The organism is Pseudomonas sp. LB3P31 (assembly GCF_054897945.1).
Window position 1 is genome coordinate 2,068,147 of record NZ_CM142710.1, and the last position, 15,424, is coordinate 2,083,570.

The 15,424-nt window shown below is 60.9% G+C and carries 17 protein-coding genes; 12 read left to right on the top strand and 5 right to left on the bottom strand.

The features are described from left to right. Positions 1 to 45 precede the first annotated feature (45 nt). The gene (locus ACYZTK_RS09425; RefSeq protein ID WP_462014188.1) at positions 46 to 510 is read left to right on the top strand and encodes a CopD family protein; all 465 of its coding nucleotides are present in this window, start codon (positions 46 to 48) and stop codon (positions 508 to 510) included. 290 nt (positions 511 to 800) lie between these two features. Here the strand turns inward: ACYZTK_RS09425 and ACYZTK_RS09430 are convergent, their stop codons facing one another. The 4 genes from ACYZTK_RS09430 to ACYZTK_RS09445 all read right to left on the bottom strand — a co-directional run bounded on the left by ACYZTK_RS09430 (position 801) and on the right by ACYZTK_RS09445 (position 3,493). Further along, the gene (locus ACYZTK_RS09430) at positions 801 to 1,559 is read right to left on the bottom strand and encodes a collagen-like triple helix repeat-containing protein (RefSeq protein WP_462014189.1); all 759 of its coding nucleotides are present in this window, start codon (positions 1,557 to 1,559) and stop codon (positions 801 to 803) included. Further along, complete coding sequence (locus ACYZTK_RS09435) at positions 1,552 to 1,830, bottom strand: DUF1145 domain-containing protein (protein ID WP_462014190.1); 279 nt, start codon at positions 1,828 to 1,830, stop codon at positions 1,552 to 1,554. Before ACYZTK_RS09435 ends, ACYZTK_RS09430 begins: the two co-directional genes overlap by 8 nt. Before the next feature lie 149 nt (positions 1,831 to 1,979). Then, complete coding sequence (locus ACYZTK_RS09440; RefSeq protein WP_462014191.1) at positions 1,980 to 2,705, bottom strand: OmpA family protein; 726 nt, start codon at positions 2,703 to 2,705, stop codon at positions 1,980 to 1,982. Positions 2,706 to 2,797: 92 nt separating this feature from the next. Continuing rightward, positions 2,798 to 3,493, bottom strand: a complete 696-nt coding sequence (locus tag ACYZTK_RS09445) for an OmpA family protein (RefSeq protein ID WP_462014192.1) — start codon at positions 3,491 to 3,493, stop codon at positions 2,798 to 2,800. A gap of 191 nt (positions 3,494 to 3,684) precedes the next feature. Here ACYZTK_RS09445 and ACYZTK_RS09450 point away from each other — a divergent pair, with 191 nt between their 5' ends. The 4 genes from ACYZTK_RS09450 to ACYZTK_RS09465 are packed head-to-tail and all read left to right on the top strand — an operon-like array spanning position 3,685 to position 5,406. Then, positions 3,685 to 4,182, top strand: coding sequence for a DUF6231 family protein (locus tag ACYZTK_RS09450; RefSeq protein ID WP_462014193.1), 498 nt, complete (start codon positions 3,685 to 3,687; stop codon positions 4,180 to 4,182). Between the two features lie 4 nt (positions 4,183 to 4,186). Then, positions 4,187 to 4,663, top strand: coding sequence for a YchJ family protein (locus ACYZTK_RS09455; RefSeq protein ID WP_462014194.1), 477 nt, complete (start codon positions 4,187 to 4,189; stop codon positions 4,661 to 4,663). Between the two features lie 42 nt (positions 4,664 to 4,705). Next, positions 4,706 to 5,191: an LEA/WHy family protein gene (locus tag ACYZTK_RS09460; RefSeq protein ID WP_462014195.1), complete on the top strand. Its 486-nt coding sequence runs from the start codon at positions 4,706 to 4,708 to the stop codon at positions 5,189 to 5,191. Positions 5,192 to 5,196: 5 nt separating this feature from the next. Then, positions 5,197 to 5,406 carry an SEC-C metal-binding domain-containing protein gene (locus ACYZTK_RS09465; protein ID WP_064676164.1) on the top strand — a complete coding sequence of 70 codons (210 nt, stop codon included), beginning with the start codon at positions 5,197 to 5,199 and terminating at the stop codon, positions 5,404 to 5,406. A 74-nt stretch (positions 5,407 to 5,480) separates the two neighbouring features. On the opposite strand, the gene ACYZTK_RS09470 is transcribed toward ACYZTK_RS09465, so the two are convergent. Beyond that, on the bottom strand, positions 5,481 to 6,050 hold the full coding sequence (locus ACYZTK_RS09470) for a cysteine hydrolase family protein (RefSeq protein ID WP_462014883.1): 570 nt from the start codon (positions 6,048 to 6,050) through the stop codon (positions 5,481 to 5,483). 315 nt (positions 6,051 to 6,365) lie between these two features. Here ACYZTK_RS09470 and ACYZTK_RS09475 point away from each other — a divergent pair, with 315 nt between their 5' ends. The 7 genes from ACYZTK_RS09475 to ACYZTK_RS09505 all read left to right on the top strand — a co-directional run bounded on the left by ACYZTK_RS09475 (position 6,366) and on the right by ACYZTK_RS09505 (position 15,411). After that, on the top strand, positions 6,366 to 8,816 hold the full coding sequence (locus tag ACYZTK_RS09475) for a penicillin acylase family protein (protein WP_462014196.1): 2,451 nt from the start codon (positions 6,366 to 6,368) through the stop codon (positions 8,814 to 8,816). A gap of 224 nt (positions 8,817 to 9,040) precedes the next feature. After that, positions 9,041 to 10,105 carry a ligase-associated DNA damage response exonuclease gene (locus ACYZTK_RS09480; protein WP_462014197.1) on the top strand — a complete coding sequence of 355 codons (1,065 nt, stop codon included), beginning with the start codon at positions 9,041 to 9,043 and terminating at the stop codon, positions 10,103 to 10,105. After that, positions 10,102 to 11,790, top strand: a complete 1,689-nt coding sequence (locus ACYZTK_RS09485) for an ATP-dependent DNA ligase (protein ID WP_462014198.1) — start codon at positions 10,102 to 10,104, stop codon at positions 11,788 to 11,790. The genes ACYZTK_RS09480 and ACYZTK_RS09485 overlap by 4 nt, the downstream gene beginning before the upstream one ends. 197 nt (positions 11,791 to 11,987) lie before the next feature. Further along, positions 11,988 to 12,770 (top strand): transporter substrate-binding domain-containing protein, encoded by a 783-nt coding sequence (locus ACYZTK_RS09490; protein ID WP_462014199.1) that lies wholly within the window; start codon positions 11,988 to 11,990, stop codon positions 12,768 to 12,770. 57 nt (positions 12,771 to 12,827) lie between these two features. Further along, the gene (locus ACYZTK_RS09495) at positions 12,828 to 13,556 is read left to right on the top strand and encodes an ABC transporter permease (protein ID WP_462014200.1); all 729 of its coding nucleotides are present in this window, start codon (positions 12,828 to 12,830) and stop codon (positions 13,554 to 13,556) included. After that, complete coding sequence (locus ACYZTK_RS09500; protein WP_462014201.1) at positions 13,553 to 14,263, top strand: ABC transporter permease; 711 nt, start codon at positions 13,553 to 13,555, stop codon at positions 14,261 to 14,263. Before ACYZTK_RS09495 ends, ACYZTK_RS09500 begins: the two co-directional genes overlap by 4 nt. A gap of 29 nt (positions 14,264 to 14,292) precedes the next feature. Beyond that, a complete protein-coding gene (locus ACYZTK_RS09505; protein ID WP_462014202.1) occupies positions 14,293 to 15,411 on the top strand; it encodes a succinylglutamate desuccinylase/aspartoacylase family protein in 1,119 nt (372 codons plus the stop codon). The last annotated feature ends 13 nt before the right edge of the window (positions 15,412 to 15,424 follow it).

Sequence of the window (15,424 nt, forward strand, 5' to 3'; positions counted from 1 at the left end):
CTATCATACCCCGCTAATTAATCCCGCGCAGAACGGAGTACCCAAATGACACCTTTTGGCATCGTTTACAGCCTGCATGTCCTCTCGGCCCTGGTATGGGTCGGCGGCATGTTTTTCGCCTGGATGGTTTTGCGTCCGGCGGCCATGAAGGCGCTGGAAGGTCCCGCCCGGCTGAAACTGTGGGTCGAGGTGTTTTCCGGTTTTTTCCGCTGGGTGTGGGTCGCGGTGGTGCTATTGCCGGTCAGCGGCGTAGCCATGATCCATCTGCAATATTCCGGTTTTGAAACCGCACCGCGCTATGTACAGGTGATGATGGGGCTGTACGTAGTGATGACCGCGCTGTTTATCCGCATCCAGGCGCTGATGCTGCCTGAATTGCGCACGGCGGTGACGGCCCAGGACTGGCCGACGGGCGCTGCAGTGTTGGGGAGGATTCGCCGGTTGGTGGGGATCAACCTGCTGGTCGGGTTGCTGCTGGTGGCGATTGCTGCCGCCCGACCGATGTTCTGAGCTGGCAGGACTGACGCCATCGCGGGCAAGCCTTGCTCCCACAGGTTTTCCACCAATCTGCAAAAAAGCCAGCAACTGTGGGAGCAGGCTTGATCTCACAGCGGCTCCTCCAATCTAGAGGCAAGCCAGCAACTGTGGGAGCAAAGCTTCCACAGCTTCTCCTCCAATCTAGAGGCAAGCCAGCAACTGTGGGAGCAAAGCTTCCGCAGCTTCTCCTTCAATCTAGAGGCAAGCCAGCAACTGTGGGAGCAAAGCTTGCTCGCGATGACAATCTGCAGATCACAAACAGCTTACAACCGCTGCACCGTCACCGAACCCGCTGCCCCCGCAGGCCCTGGCTGGCCATCGACCCCAGGGCGACCGGCCTTGCCGCCATCGGCGCGATAAACAATGCAGCCCTTGGATTTGCCACCGGCACCTGGCTTGCCACCGGGCCCCGCGAGGCCACCGACGCCGCCGGCCACCTGGACCTTGATCTGTTCAACCGGGTAATCGCGTGGCACTTCCAGCCGTACCAGCGCACCCGGCGCACCGGCCTGGCCGTTGCTGCCATCGCTACCGTCGGCACCGCGACCGGCCTGGCCCCAGGTGCAGCCCGGCGCCTGGCCGTTGGCCCCGTCAAGTCCGACAAACCCTGGCGCCCCCGCCCCACCCCGGGCGTCCACCGCCAACTGCGGGGCGTCCAGCGTCTTGATCTGCAAGTTCAGGTTACGTCCTGAACGGGCAGCCTTGAGATAAGTACCCGGTGCGCCGCGAGCGGTAATCTGGCTGCCTTCCGACAACAGGGCCCGGCTGACTTTCAAATCAAGCGCCTGTTCGCTCGGCACGATGGCGATCCGCGCTTCACGCCCCAGGCGCAGTTCACCGACCGTCACTTCGGTGACGTTCGAGGGAATCAGCAAGGTGCCGTAGTCAGCGACTTCCAGCCGTTCCAGCTGCAAGGTGCTGGCGGTGTTGGGCAAGCGCATCAGGGAATTGGTTTCAACGCTCACCACCTGGGCACAAGCCAGCGGGCTGATAAATGCGGCGAGCAGACAAAGTTTACGCATGGGAAGCCTTCGATACGGTAGGAGCCGGGATGGTTTGCAGGTGGAACACGCCGAAAAACAGGATCTTCAGGCGATCACGCCACGGATGGGCACGACCCTTGAGGCTGCGATTGCACAGCAACACTTCCAGAAGATGGACAATCGCCAACAGGCCGCCGGCCAGTGGGACCAGCAGATTCAGCGGGTAGGTAAACGGCATGAGCCAGTTGACCGCCACCACCGCCCAGAACAGCAGGGTCAGCAGCTTCCATAGCCCCCAGAACACCTTCATACGCGCCCCCGATGAGAATTATTCTTTGCGCGCACAGTAACGGCTTCCGCGCGGGATAAGCCAGAGGGCAATCGAAATTTCTTCATGACGGCCGCCGACTGGGCCGTCCAGCCGATAAGTTTCATCGGTGGACGGCTCTATTTCGGGCATTAGCGGTTTATGTGCAGTTCCACTCGACGGTTTTTCGCGCGTCCTTCGTCCGTATCGTTATCGGCGACAGGTTCACGCTCGCCCCGTCCTTCACTGGTGAGTTTGTTCGGCGCCAGGCCCTGGCTCAGCAGATAGTCGGCGACGCTGCTGGCGCGACGTTCCGAGAGTCCCTGGTTGTAGGCATCCGAACCCACGCTATCGGTATGGCCAATCACCTTGATGCTGATTACGTCGGCGTTTTGCAATTTGCCCATCAGCGAATCGAGTTCACTGCGCGCAGCAGGTGTCAGGTCGGACTTGTTGAAGGCGAACAGAACGTCATTGGCGTCGCTCAGCGTCACGACTTCCGACGTCACCGGGGCAGGTTCAGCTGGTTTCACGCTGGCCGGATATTGCGGCAGCGGGCAACCGTGGTGTTCGACAGGGGTATTGGCGGGCGTATCGGGGCAGCGATCACGGCGATCGAATACGCCGTCTTCATCTTCATCGCCATCCTGGGAGTAGCAGATCAGGCCTCCGGTCAAAATGCCCAGCGCTGCGCCACCACCTGCCCAACCGGCGCTTTCAATCGCGCCCAGGCCTCCGCCGACCAGTCCGCCGATGAGGCTGCAGATTGGCCAGGTACGTTGATTCAAGGGGGCAGTGCCATCGCTGTGCGTCGCGCAACCGGTCAGTAGGCTGCCTAGCAGCAGAACCGGCAAGACGGTCCTTGTGAGAACACTCATAGTGAAAGCTCCTGTGTTACCGGCCCATACCGGTTACACAGGAGTAAAGACCCGCATCCGCGACTGCACAAGCCGCGGAGTGCGAGGGTGCCTCAACGATTGATTTTGATTTCCGTGCGACGGTTCATCGCGCGGCCGTCCTCAGTTTTGTTGTCGGCCACTGGCTGGCTCTCGCCGGCACCCGCTACAGACACGAAGCTGGCACGGGGGATGCCACTGGAAATCAGGTATTCAACTACCGAGCGCGCGCGTTTATCCGACAGCTTCTGGTTGTAGGCATCGCTGCCCACGCTGTCGGTGTGGCCGGTCACGGTCAGTTGCGCGGTAGAGGATTCCTGTTTCAGGCGAGTAGCGATTTTGTCGAGTACCTGTTTGTCGGAAGGCGTCAGCGTCGCCTTGTCGAACTGGAAGTGCACATCACGTACGACAATCACTTCTTCCTTGACTACTACCGCCTCTTCGACCACAGGTGCAGGTACGGGTGGTGGGCATCCGTCAGCATCGACCTGCACGCCTTTAGGCGTACCCGGGCACTTGTCGCGACTGTCCGGCACGCCATCACCGTCTTCGTCGCCATCGCCGTGAACCCAGCAATAGGCCGCTGCCGTACCACCGACCAACAGCGCGCCATAGCCTGCCCACGCCGAGCTTTCGGTCGCGCCAAGACCTGCACCTATGACGCCACCGACCGCCGCACAGGTCGGCCAGTCGGTTTTCTGCAAACCTGCGCAACCAGTCAACACACTGGTTAGCAGAACCAAGGGTAATGCTGTCCGAACTATGCTCATCTAGTTTTCTCCTGAGGGATCGGCTTAGAACCGATTCAGGGAGTAAAGACCGGAGTTTTAATCTCCGCCAGCAATAGGCCACGGCAGTTTTGCCCCGTGTTCACCGTGGATCGCAGCATTTGCCGCAATAGAGCGCTAGGCCCGGACCTTTGGGCAGGCTAGTCTTGGCAGACGCTGATTGAGGATCCTTGATGATTGCCGGTATTTCTTCGCGCACGCCGCAACAGGCGCTGGCCGCCTTGCTTGATCGATACGCCCCTGCGCGCCTGCTATTGATTGGCGCCAGTGAGTTTCCCGCGCTCGAGGCATTCAAGCTCGCGCACCCCGACAGCTGTGTCGCTCACGCCGCCCCTGGGCCGTTGCCTGCGGAGCTGGCGGCACGTCGGTTCGACCTGGCACTGGTGGTCGATTGTCTGGAACACCTGCCCAAACGCGACGGTCTGCATCTGCTTGGAGGCATCCGTAATCTCAACGCCAGCCGAATCGCGGTGCTGGCTGACCTGCCCGCCAGCGGCTGGCAGGAAACCGATTTTTTCTCCCTGGCCCTGCAAGCCAGCGAACGCTTCCAGCGCGAGGAACAGGTGTTGACCTTGTTCACCTATGATCTGCTTGACTATAAACAGGTACCTGACTGGCTCAACTCGAGGTTCTGGGCCAATCCGCAGAACTTCGGGAAATACTGGTGGTGACGCAATGAGTACATCCATTTGCCCTTGCGGCAGCGGCACCCTGCTTGACGCCTGCTGTGGTCACTATCACGCCGGCCACCCCGCGCCGTGCGCCGAAGCTTTGATGCGTTCGCGCTACAGCGCCTACGTGCAGGGACTGATCGACTACCTGGTCGGCACCACCCTGCCCGCACAGCGGGTCGGCCTGGATCGCCAGTCGATTAGCGACTGGAGCGCCAACAGCACCTGGCTCGGGCTTGAAGTCGAGAGTTCGGAGGTGTTCGGCGGACAGCCGGAGCATGCCTTCGTGACCTTTACCGCGCGCTGGCATGACAGCACCGGTGAGCACAGCCATCGCGAGCGCTCCGCGTTTGTGCAGAACGCCGGGCAGTGGTATTTCATCGACCCGACCGTGCAACTCAAGGCCGGGCGCAACGATGCCTGCCCTTGTGCCAGCGGACAGAAATTCAAGAAATGCTGTGCGGGTTATTTCGGTAAGTGAGATAGAGCGGTTGTTGAAGGGAACTGCCCAAGGAAACCAACCATGATCACCCGGCGTCTGGTGCTCCACCTGCTGACCCTGAGCCTCGCGCTCGGGCTCGGTGGCTGTGCGTCCTGGTTCAGCAGCGATGAGCCGGAACCCCAACTGCACCTGGTCAAGGTGGAAGTCATCCGGGCAAAACTGCTGGAGCAGCGATTCCTCCTGCACTTTCGCGTGGACAATCCCAACGATAGCGACCTGACGGTACGCGGCCTGGATTACCGTATTCACCTGGGCGCCATGTTGCTGACCGAGGGTGAGCACGAGCACTGGTTCACCGTGGGCCCCAAGCGCAGCGCGTACTTCAAGGTGCCGATCCGTACGAATCTGTGGCCGAAGATCCGCGACCTGGTGAAACTCCTGAAAAAACCTGACCACCCCATCCCCTACCGTCTGGAAGGAGAGATGGAAACCGGTTTATTCATCGCGCACTACGTGCACGTAGCGCGGAATGGCGTGATAATCCCCGCCGATTTAATTCCGGAGTAACCCCGATGACCCAGCAACCCCACGTCCATGGCCCTGACTGCAACCACGATCATGACCATCACGAGCACCATGATCACGACCACGGTCATGTACACGGCCCGAACTGCGGCCACGCTCACCAGGAACCGGTGCGCAACGCCTTGAAAGACGTCGGCCGCAACGACCCGTGCCCATGCGGCAATGGCAAGAAATTCAAGAAGTGCCACGGCGCTTGATTTGATAGTTTGCCTATTCCCTGTGGGAGCGAGCCTGCTCGCGATGGCGTCGGGCCTGATGCACCGCGTCGCAGCTATCGCCAGCAAGCCGGCTCCTGCAGGATTTGTGCTGTGCTCATGACCGTAGCGTACTCGCCATGCAGGTTTCCCAGTGACATCGCGTGCACTTCCTGCGCGGAGTGCCAATGGCCAAAGTAGTCGGCCTTGTCGAACGTAAAACAAGCATCCTCCACCACCCACGTCGCAAACCCTAAATTCCCCGCCGTTCGCGCAGTGGACTCCACCGAGTTGTTGGTCGCCACACCGACAATTACCAATTGATCAATCCCGACCTCCCGCAACCCGACCTCCAATCCCGTTGCACAAAATGCATCCGGCACCCGCTTCTGAATCAAACGCTCGCCGGGCAAAGGTTCGAATCGTTGCTGAATCTCGACGCCCGACTGCTGTGGCCAGAATACCGAATCCGGCGAGTGGGACAGGTGCTGCACATGGATCACCGGCCTGCCGGTCTGGCGCCAATGGGCCAGCAATTGCAGGATCCGCTCTTCGGCCAATGGGTTATTGCGTGCACCCAGTCGCGGTTCGAGAATGCCTTTCTGCTGATCGATGATGATCAGGGCTGCGTTTTTCTTTAGCTCCATGCCGACTTTTCTCACACCGGGTCATTGAATTTCACACACTTGAGCATCGTTTTTGCGCTGGTTCAACTACATCCAGAATCGGCCTAAGTACCGATCGAAGATCAACAGATCGCAGCCTCGTTTCACTCGACAGCTCCTACAGGGGAATGCAAACCCATGCAGATACTCCGTAGGAGCTGTCGAGTGAAACGAGGCTGCGATCTTTTCGATTAATCAGACAAAACCGGAAATAACCTGACACCCCGCTTGCGCGCCCACCTCCTGCTCACTAACGTAGCGACTTTATTGCGTTACTACCCCCGCAGGAGCTTTGCCATGGCCTCGCCAGCCCATACTCATTTTCTTCCCCGGTTCGGCGTTGCCGCAGCAGTGGCCGGTGTTCTGAGCCTGACCGGTTGTCAGTCCCTGAACACCCAGGACACCCTCCCGCCTACCACCGGCGTGCAGCCGCTCAAGGGCCTGGCGCAAAATGTCTCGGTGCGGCGTAACGCCATGGGCATGCCGCTGATCGAAAGCAACAGCTTCCACGACGCGCTGTTTGCCCTGGGTTATGTGCACGCCAGTGATCGCATCACGCAAATGGTCACCCTGCGCCTGCTGGCCCAGGGCCGTCTGGCGGAAATGTCCGGCGCTGACCTGCTGGACGCCGACCGCTACATGCGCGCGGTCAACTTGAAGAAAAGCGCGGGCGAGCTGTACAAGGCCTCTTCGCCACGGCTCAAGCGGTTCTTTGAAGTCTATGCCCGGGGCGTCAACGCCTACCTGTTCCGCTACCGCGACAAATTGCCCGCAGACCTGATGGCGAACGGCTATAAACCTGAATACTGGCAGCCGGAAGATTCGGCGCTGATTTTCTGCCTGCTCAACTTCAGCCAATCGGCCAACCTGCCGGAAGAAATTGCTTCGTTGATGCTGGCGCAGACCGTCAGTACCGACAAACTTGCCTGGCTGACCCCGTCCGCCCCCGATGAAAAACTACCTGTAGCCGAAGCCGAGAAGCTCCAGGGCATTAAGCTCAATGGGCAGATTCCGGGACTCGTCGACATCAGCAAAGCCGCGACCCAGCTGTCCGGCCTGAATCTGCTCGCGGCCACGTCCTCCAACAACTGGGCAATCGCGCCGCAGCGCAGCCGCAGTGGCAAAAGCCTGCTGGCCAGCGACAGCCATGGCCCGCTCGGTGTGCCATCGCTGTTCAGCTACGTGCAGATTCGCGCGCCGAAATATCAGGCCTCGGGCGTGACCATCGCCGGCTTGCCAATGGTACTCGGTGGTTTCAACGGCAAAGTGGCGTGGAGCATGACCACGGTCATGGGCGACAATCAGGACCTGTTCCTGGAAAAAATCAAACGCCAGGGCAATGGCCTGACGTATGAGGCTGGCGGTAAATGGCAGCCGGTCATCGTTCGCAACGAAACCCACTTCGTCAAAGGCCAGCGGCCGACTCGCGAGGCTGTGTACGAAACCCGTCATGGTCCGCTGCTCAACAGCGCCCAGGGCACCTCCCTGGCCAACGGCTTTGGTCTGGCGCTGCAGGCGCCGAGCTTCACCGACGACAAGACCCTGGACGCGTTTTTCGACCTGTCCCGGGCGCAGAACGTCGAGAAAGCATCGGACGCCAGTCGTGAAATCCGCGCGATTGCCCTGAATCTGGTCTTCGCCGATGCCAGTAACATCGGCTGGCAAGTCACCGGTCGTTACCCGAACCGCCGCGAAGGCGAAGGCCTGCTGCCCTCGCCGGGCTGGGAAGGTCGCTACGATTGGGACGGTTACGCCGATCCGATGCTGCACCCCTACGATCAGGATCCGGCCCAAGGCTGGCTTGGCACTGCCAATCAGCGGGTCATCCCCCATGGTTATGGCATGCAACTGTCCAATTCCTGGTCGGCGCCCGAGCGTGGCGAACGCATGGCCGAACTCGCCGGCAGCGGCAAGCACGACACTCGCAGCATGATCGCCATGCAGTACGACCAGACCACCACCTTCGCGGCCAAGCTGAAAAAAATGTTTCAGGCGCCGGGGATGGTCCAGCCACTCAAGCAAGCCATCGCAGCGTTGCCCGCAGCGGACAAGACCAAGGCAACCGAGGCCTTTACCCGCCTGATGGCATTCGACGGCAAACTCAGCCCGACTGCCGCCGACGCGGCGATTTACCAGCTGTTCCTTCAAGAAAGCACCAAGCAGATTTTCCTCGACGAGCTGGGCCCGGAAAGCAGCCCGGCATGGAAAACCTTTATCGCCAACGGCAAGTTGTCCTACGCCGCCCAGGCCGATCATCTGCTGGGACGCGAGGACAGCCCGTTCTGGGATGACGCCCGCACGCCACAGAAAGAGGATAAGGCGCAAATCCTGGCGCGCAGCCTGGCGGCCGCCATCACCGCTGGCGAAAGCCTGCTGGGCGCCGATCACAAGGCCTGGCAATGGGGCAAGCTGCACCGCTATGAATGGAAAAACGCCAGCGGCCAGACCGTGCGCGGTCCGCTCGCAGCCGGCGGCGACCACACCACGTTAAACACCGCAGCGTATGCCTGGGGTCAGGATTTCAACACTACCTTGGCACCTTCGATGCGGTTCATCGTCGATTTCGGCCAGGCCGAACCGCTGATGGGCCAGAACGGCACCGGCCAGTCCGGCAACCCGGCCAGCCCCAATTACCTCAACAGCATCGACCCGTGGCTCAAGGGCCAATACATGAGCCTGCCGATGCAGCCGCAGAACTTCGACAAGGTGTACGGGAAGACGCGGTTGACCCTGACTCCCGGGAAATAATCCCCCCCAGTGCGACCCCCCTCCATTGGGGTGCAGACCATTCTGTGGGAGCAAAGCTTGCTCGCGACAGCGGTATGTCAGGCGCCATTGATGGCGGCTGGCACACCGTAATCGCGAGCAAGCTTTGCTCCCACAGGGAAGGGTGTCCTGTTCACAAAAATCAATAGAACTTCTGACCCCGCCCCATCCTCATAGCTAACAAGTCCCCCAGCCTGGTCACCCACATGGACCTTGTTATTGCTCGCCCCGAAGGCCTGTATTGCCCCGCCGGAGATTTCTATATCGATCCGTGGCGCCCGGTCGAGCGTGCGGTGATCACCCACGCTCATGGCGACCATGCCCGCACCGGCAATCAACACTACCTGGCTGCAGCTCCTGGCAAAGGGATTCTGCGGTCGCGCCTGGGACAGGACATCAACCTGCAAACCCTGGCCTATGGCGAGCGATTGCTGCATCACGGCGTGACCTTGAGTTTTCACCCCGCCGGGCATGTACTCGGCTCGGCCCAGGTGCGTCTCGAATACGGCGGTGAAGTCTGGGTGGCGTCCGGGGATTACAAGATCGAACCCGATGGCACCTGCGCGCCCTTTGAACCGGTGCGCTGCCATACCTTCATCACGGAATCGACCTTCGGCTTGCCGATCTATCGCTGGCAACCCCAGGCCCAGGTGTTCGCCGAGATCAACCAGTGGTGGCAGGCCAACGCGGCCGAAGACAAAGCCAGCGTGCTGTTCTGTTACTCCTTCGGCAAGGCCCAGCGCATTCTCCACGGCATCGACGCGAGCCTCGGCCCGATCCTGACCCACGGCGCGGTCGAGCCGCTGAACCGGGTGTACCGCGACAGCGGCGTGTACATCCCGCCCACGATCTACGCCGGCGACGTGAAAAAAAGTGACCCGATCATGCGCAAGGCCCTGGTGATTGCCCCGCCTTCATCCGGCGGCAGCACCTGGATGCGCCGGTTTGGCGACTACAGTGACGGCTTCGCCAGCGGCTGGATGCGCCTGCGCGGCACCCGTCGCCGGCGCGGGGTCGATCGCGGGTTTGTGCTGTCCGATCACGCCGACTGGCCGGGCTTGCTCTGGGCCATTGAGCAGACCGGTGCCGAACGGGTGATGGTCACCCACGGTTCGATCGCCGTACTGGTGCGCCATCTGCGCGAGCAAGGCCTGGATGCCCAAGGATTCAGCACTGAGTACGGCGACGACGAAGAGGAACTCGGTAGCGTCGAGCCGCAAAGCACTGAACAGGAAAGCACCCCGATGGAAAGCGCCGAGGTGGCGCCATGAAAGCCTTCGCCGAACTCTATGCCGAACTCGATGCAACGACTTCAAGCAACGCGAAGCTCACCGCCATGCAGGACTACTTTGCCCAAGCCGCGCCGCAAGATGCTGCGTGGGCAGTGTACTTCCTGTCCGGGGGACGGCCCCGACAGCTGGTTCCGGTCCGCGTCCTACGCGAACTGGCGGTAGCAGTTTCCGGCCTGTCGCCCTGGTTGTTCGAAGAGAGCTACCAGGCCGTCGGCGACATGGCCGAAACCATTTCCCTGGTACTGCCTGAAGCCTTGCATACCTCCGACGACGGCCTGGCCGTGTGGATCGAAGAGAAACTGCTGCCCTTGCGCGGCGAGTCCCCCGAAATGCTCGCCCAGGCCTTGCCCGCGCTCTGGGCGCAACTGGACCGCTCCAGCCTGATGCTGTGCATCAAGTTGATCACCGGCAGTTTTCGTGTGGGCGTTTCCAAACTGCTGGTGACCCGCGCCCTCGCAGCCATGGCGCAGCTGGACAGTAAACGCGTGGCCCAGCGCCTGGTGGGTTACACCGACCTGTCCAACCGCCCGAGCGCCGCCAGCTACCTGAAGCTGATCGCCCCGGAATCGACTGACGAACATGCCCAGCGCGGCGGACAGCCCTACCCATTTTTCCTCGCCCATGCGCTGTCGCAACCGGTCGACCAGTTTGAAGCGCTGCTCGGCCCGGCCAGCCAGTGGCAGATCGAATGGAAGTGGGACGGCATCCGCGCCCAGGTGGTGAAACGTGAAGGGCGCCTGTGGATCTGGTCCCGCGGCGAAGAGTTGGTCACCGAGCGTTTCCCGGAACTCGACAGCCTGGTTCACGGCCTGCCCGACGGCACGGTAATCGATGGCGAAATCGTCGCCTGGAAAGCCGCCCCGGCGGATACCGAAGACGCCTTCGATCCGCAAGCGCCCTCCTCACCCTCGGTGCAACCCTTCGCCCTGCTGCAGCAGCGCATCGGCCGCAAGACCCTGGGCAAGAAGATCCTCGACGATGTGCCCGTGGTGGTGCTTGCCTACGACCTGCTGGAATGGAACGGCGAAGACTGGCGCAACCAGCCCCAGGCCAAGCGCCGCGCCCAGCTGGAGCAAGTGCTCGCCCAGTGTAACAACCCGATGTTGCTGGCCTCGCCGGTACTGACCGGCGAAGACTGGTTCGACCTGGCCCGCCAGCGCGAGGCGTCACGCAGCCTGGGGGTTGAAGGCATGATGCTGAAGGCGCGCGATGCGCTGTACGGCGTTGGCCGGACCAAGGACATGGGCGTGTGGTGGAAATGGAAAGTCGACCCATACAGCGTTGACGCCGTGTTGATCTACGCCCAGCGCGGCCATGGTCGCCGCGCCAGCCTGTACAGCGATTACACCTTCGCCGTGTGGGACGGCCCGGTGGATTCCACTGAGCGCACGCTGGTGCCGTTCGCCAAGGCCTATTCCGGCCTGACCGACGAAGAAATGCGCCAGGTCGACAGCATCGTGCGCAAGACCACCGTGGAAAAATTCGGCCCGGTCAGCAGCGTCAAACCCAGCCTGGTGTTCGAACTCGGTTTTGAGGGCATCGCCCTGTCCAAGCGCCACAAAAGCGGGATCGCCGTGCGCTTTCCGCGGATGTTGCGCTGGCGACGCGACAAGTCGGTGGACGAGGCGGACAACTTGGCGACTTTGCAGGACTTGTTGGGCTGAGACGAACCGCTTTGGTGCGCCGCTTTATCCACGCCCACTTACGTGCATAAACCCCCGCCAGGGATTTCTCCAAGCAGCTTTTAAAACGCTTGTTCGGGACTATGGTTCAGAAATTGCTACTTTATTCAGGTCTGACGCTTTCCAGTAACAAATTTTACGCGCCACAAGCGCTCAAATTGGTTTTTAGGGATTGAATAATGAAAAAAGCATTGCTGACCCTTTCTGCACTGGCGTTGTGCATGGCTGCCGGTTCCGCGGTAGCAAAGGAGTACAAGGAACTGCGGTTTGGCGTTGACCCTTCCTACGCACCGTTTGAGTCGAAAGCGGCTGACGGCAACCTCGTGGGTTTCGATATCGATCTGGGGAACGCGATCTGCGCCGAGTTGAAGGTCAAGTGCAAATGGGTCGAAAGTGATTTCGACGGCATGATCCCGGGCCTCAAGGCCAATAAATTCGACGGTGTGATTTCGTCGATGACCGTGACCCCGGCCCGTGAAAAGGTTATCGACTTCTCCAGCGAGTTGTTCTCCGGTCCAACCGCCTATGTATTCAAGAAGGGCTCCGGCGTGACTGCAGACGTCGCGTCGCTCAAAGGCAAAACCGTCGGCTACGAGCAGGGCACCATTCAGGAAGCCTACGCCAAGGCCGTGCTGGATAAGGCCGGGGTTAAAACCCAGGCCTACCAGAACCAGGACCAGGTGTACTCCGACCTGACTTCCGGTCGTCTCGACGCCGGCATCCAGGACATGCTGCAAGCCGAATTGGGCTTTCTGAAGTCGCCTCAAGGCGCAGATTACGAAGTCAGCAAGCCGGTCGACAGCGAACTGCTGCCAGCCAAAACAGCAGTCGGTATTAAGAAAGGTAACACCGAGCTGAAAGCGCTTTTGGATAAAGGTATCAAAGCGTTACACGACGATGGCACCTACGCCACCATTCAGAAAAAACACTTTGACGATCTGAATCTGTTCAGCGGCAAATAATGCCCGGCGCCCATCTTTTTGATGGGCGCTTTTTTTATCTGATCAGGTCGCTGATTTATGTTCGAAAATCTCCTGCAAAATCTGGGGCTCTCCGCCTTCAGCCTCCAGGGCTTTGGCCCGTTGCTGCTGGAAGGCACCTGGATGACCATCAAATTATCGGCGTTGTCGCTGCTGGTGGCCGTGTTGCTCGGCCTGCTCGGCGCCACTGCCAAGCTGTCCAAAGTCAAATTGGTGCGGATCCCGGCGCAGGTCTACACCACGCTGATTCGCGGAGTGCCGGACCTGGTGCTAATGCTGCTGATCTTCTACAGCCTGCAGACCTGGCTGACGTCGTTTACTGACTTCATGGAATGGGAATACATCGAGATCAACCCGTTCAGTGCCGGGGTCATCACACTGGGCTTCATTTATGGCGCGTACTTCACCGAGACCTTCCGTGGCGCGATCCTCGCGGTTCCCCGGGGGCAGGTCGAAGCGGCGACCGCCTATGGGCTCAAACGTGGCCAGAGGTTTCGCATCGTGGTGTTCCCGCAAATGATGCGGTTCGCCCTGCCAGGCATCGGCAACAACTGGATGGTGATGCTCAAGGCCACCGCGCTGGTGTCGATCATTGGCCTGGCCGACCTGGTCAAGGCCGCCCAGGACGCCGGTAAAAGCACCTACCAGCTGTTCTACTTCCTGGTGCTGGCTGCCCTGATCTATCTGCTGATCACCAGCGCTTCCAACTTTGTCCTGCGCTGGCTCGAACGCCGCTACGCCGCCGGCTCCCGGGAGGCTGTACGATGATCGAACTCCTGCAGGAATACTGGAAACCTTTCCTTTATACCGACGGCAACAACATCACCGGCCTGGCCATGACCCTGTGGCTGCTCAGCGCGTCGATCTTCATTGGCTTCCTGGTGTCGATCCCGTTGTCGATTGCCAGGGTCTCGTCGAAGATCTACGTGCGCTGGCCGGTGCAGTTCTACACCTATCTGTTCCGCGGCACGCCGTTGTATATCCAGCTGCTGATCTGCTACACCGGCATCTACAGCCTGGCAGCAGTGCGTGCGCAACCGGCGCTGGACGCGTTTTTTCGCGATGCGATGAATTGCACGATCCTGGCGTTTGCCTTGAACACCTGCGCCTACACCACGGAGATCTTCGCCGGGGCCATTCGCAGCATGAACCACGGTGAAGTCGAAGCGGCCAAGGCCTATGGCCTGACGGGCTGGAAGCTGTATGCCTACGTGATCATGCCTTCGGCCCTGCGCCGTTCGTTGCCTTATTACAGCAACGAAGTGATCCTGATGCTGCACTCAACCACGGTGGCGTTCACCGCGACCATCCCGGACATCCTGAAAGTCGCTCGGGACGCCAACTCGGCGACCTTCCTGACCTTCCAGTCGTTCGGCATCGCCGCGCTGATCTACCTGACCATCACCTTTGCGCTGGTCGGCCTGTTCCGCCTCGCCGAACGCCGATGGCTGGCCTTCCTCGGGCCGACCCACTAGGACCCGTTTTCAGGAATAAAGAGAAGAACATGCGCCACCAGATACATGACTTGCTGGCCCCGCTGCCGGGGACCGCACGGCAGATTCACAGCTTTCACTTCGGCCCCTCTTCGGCCAGCGGCAAGATCTACATCCAGTCGTCCCTGCACGCCGATGAAATGCCCGGCATGCTGGTGGCCTGGCACCTCAAGCAGCACCTCAAGGAACTGGAAGCCGCCGGCCGCCTGCGCAGCGAAATCGTGCTGGTGCCGGTGGCCAACCCGGTCGGCCTGGAGCAGGTATTGATGGACGTGCCGCTGGGCCGCTACGAGCTGGAAAGCGGGCAGAACTTCAACCGCTGGTTTGTCGACGTGAGTGAAGAAGTCGGTAACGAGATCGAAGGTCAACTGGGCGCCGATCCGCAGCACAACCTGCATGTGATCCGCAGCAGCCTGCGCCAGGCCCTGGCGCGCCATGTGCCGGCCACGCAGTTGCAGTCCCAGCGCCTGACCTTGCAAAGGCTGGCCTGCGACGCCGATATGGTGCTGGACCTGCATTGCGATTTCGAAGCCGTCGCGCACCTCTACACCACACCCGAGGCATGGCCCCAGGTTGAACCGCTGGCCCGCTACATCGGTGCCGAGGCCAGCCTGCTGGCCACCGACTCTGGCGGCCAGTCATTTGACGAATGCTTCACGTTGCTCTGGTGGCAACTGCAGGAGCGCTTCGGCGAGCAGTTCGATATCCCCGCCGGCAGTTTCTCGGTGACCGTCGAGTTGCGTGGCCAGGGTGACGTCAATCACCCGCTGGCCAGTCTCGACTGCCAGGCGCTGCTCGACTATCTGATCCATTTCGGGGCCATCGCCGGCGAACCGGCGCCCCTGCCAGAACTGCCCTACCCTGCGACGCCACTGGCCGCCGTGGAACCCGTGGTGACCCCGGTGGGCGGGCTACTGGTGTTCACCGCACTGCCGGGGGAGCACCTGCAAGCCGGGCAACTGGTTGCCGAAATCATTGATCCGGTGCTGGATCGCGTCACCCCTGTTCACTGCTCCGTCGCCGGGCTGATGTACGCCCGCTCGCTGCGGCGCATGGCCACTGCCGGCATGGTGATCGCCCATGTCGCGGGCACTGAAGCCTATCGCAGCGGCTACCTACTTTCGCCTTGAGGATGCATGCCCC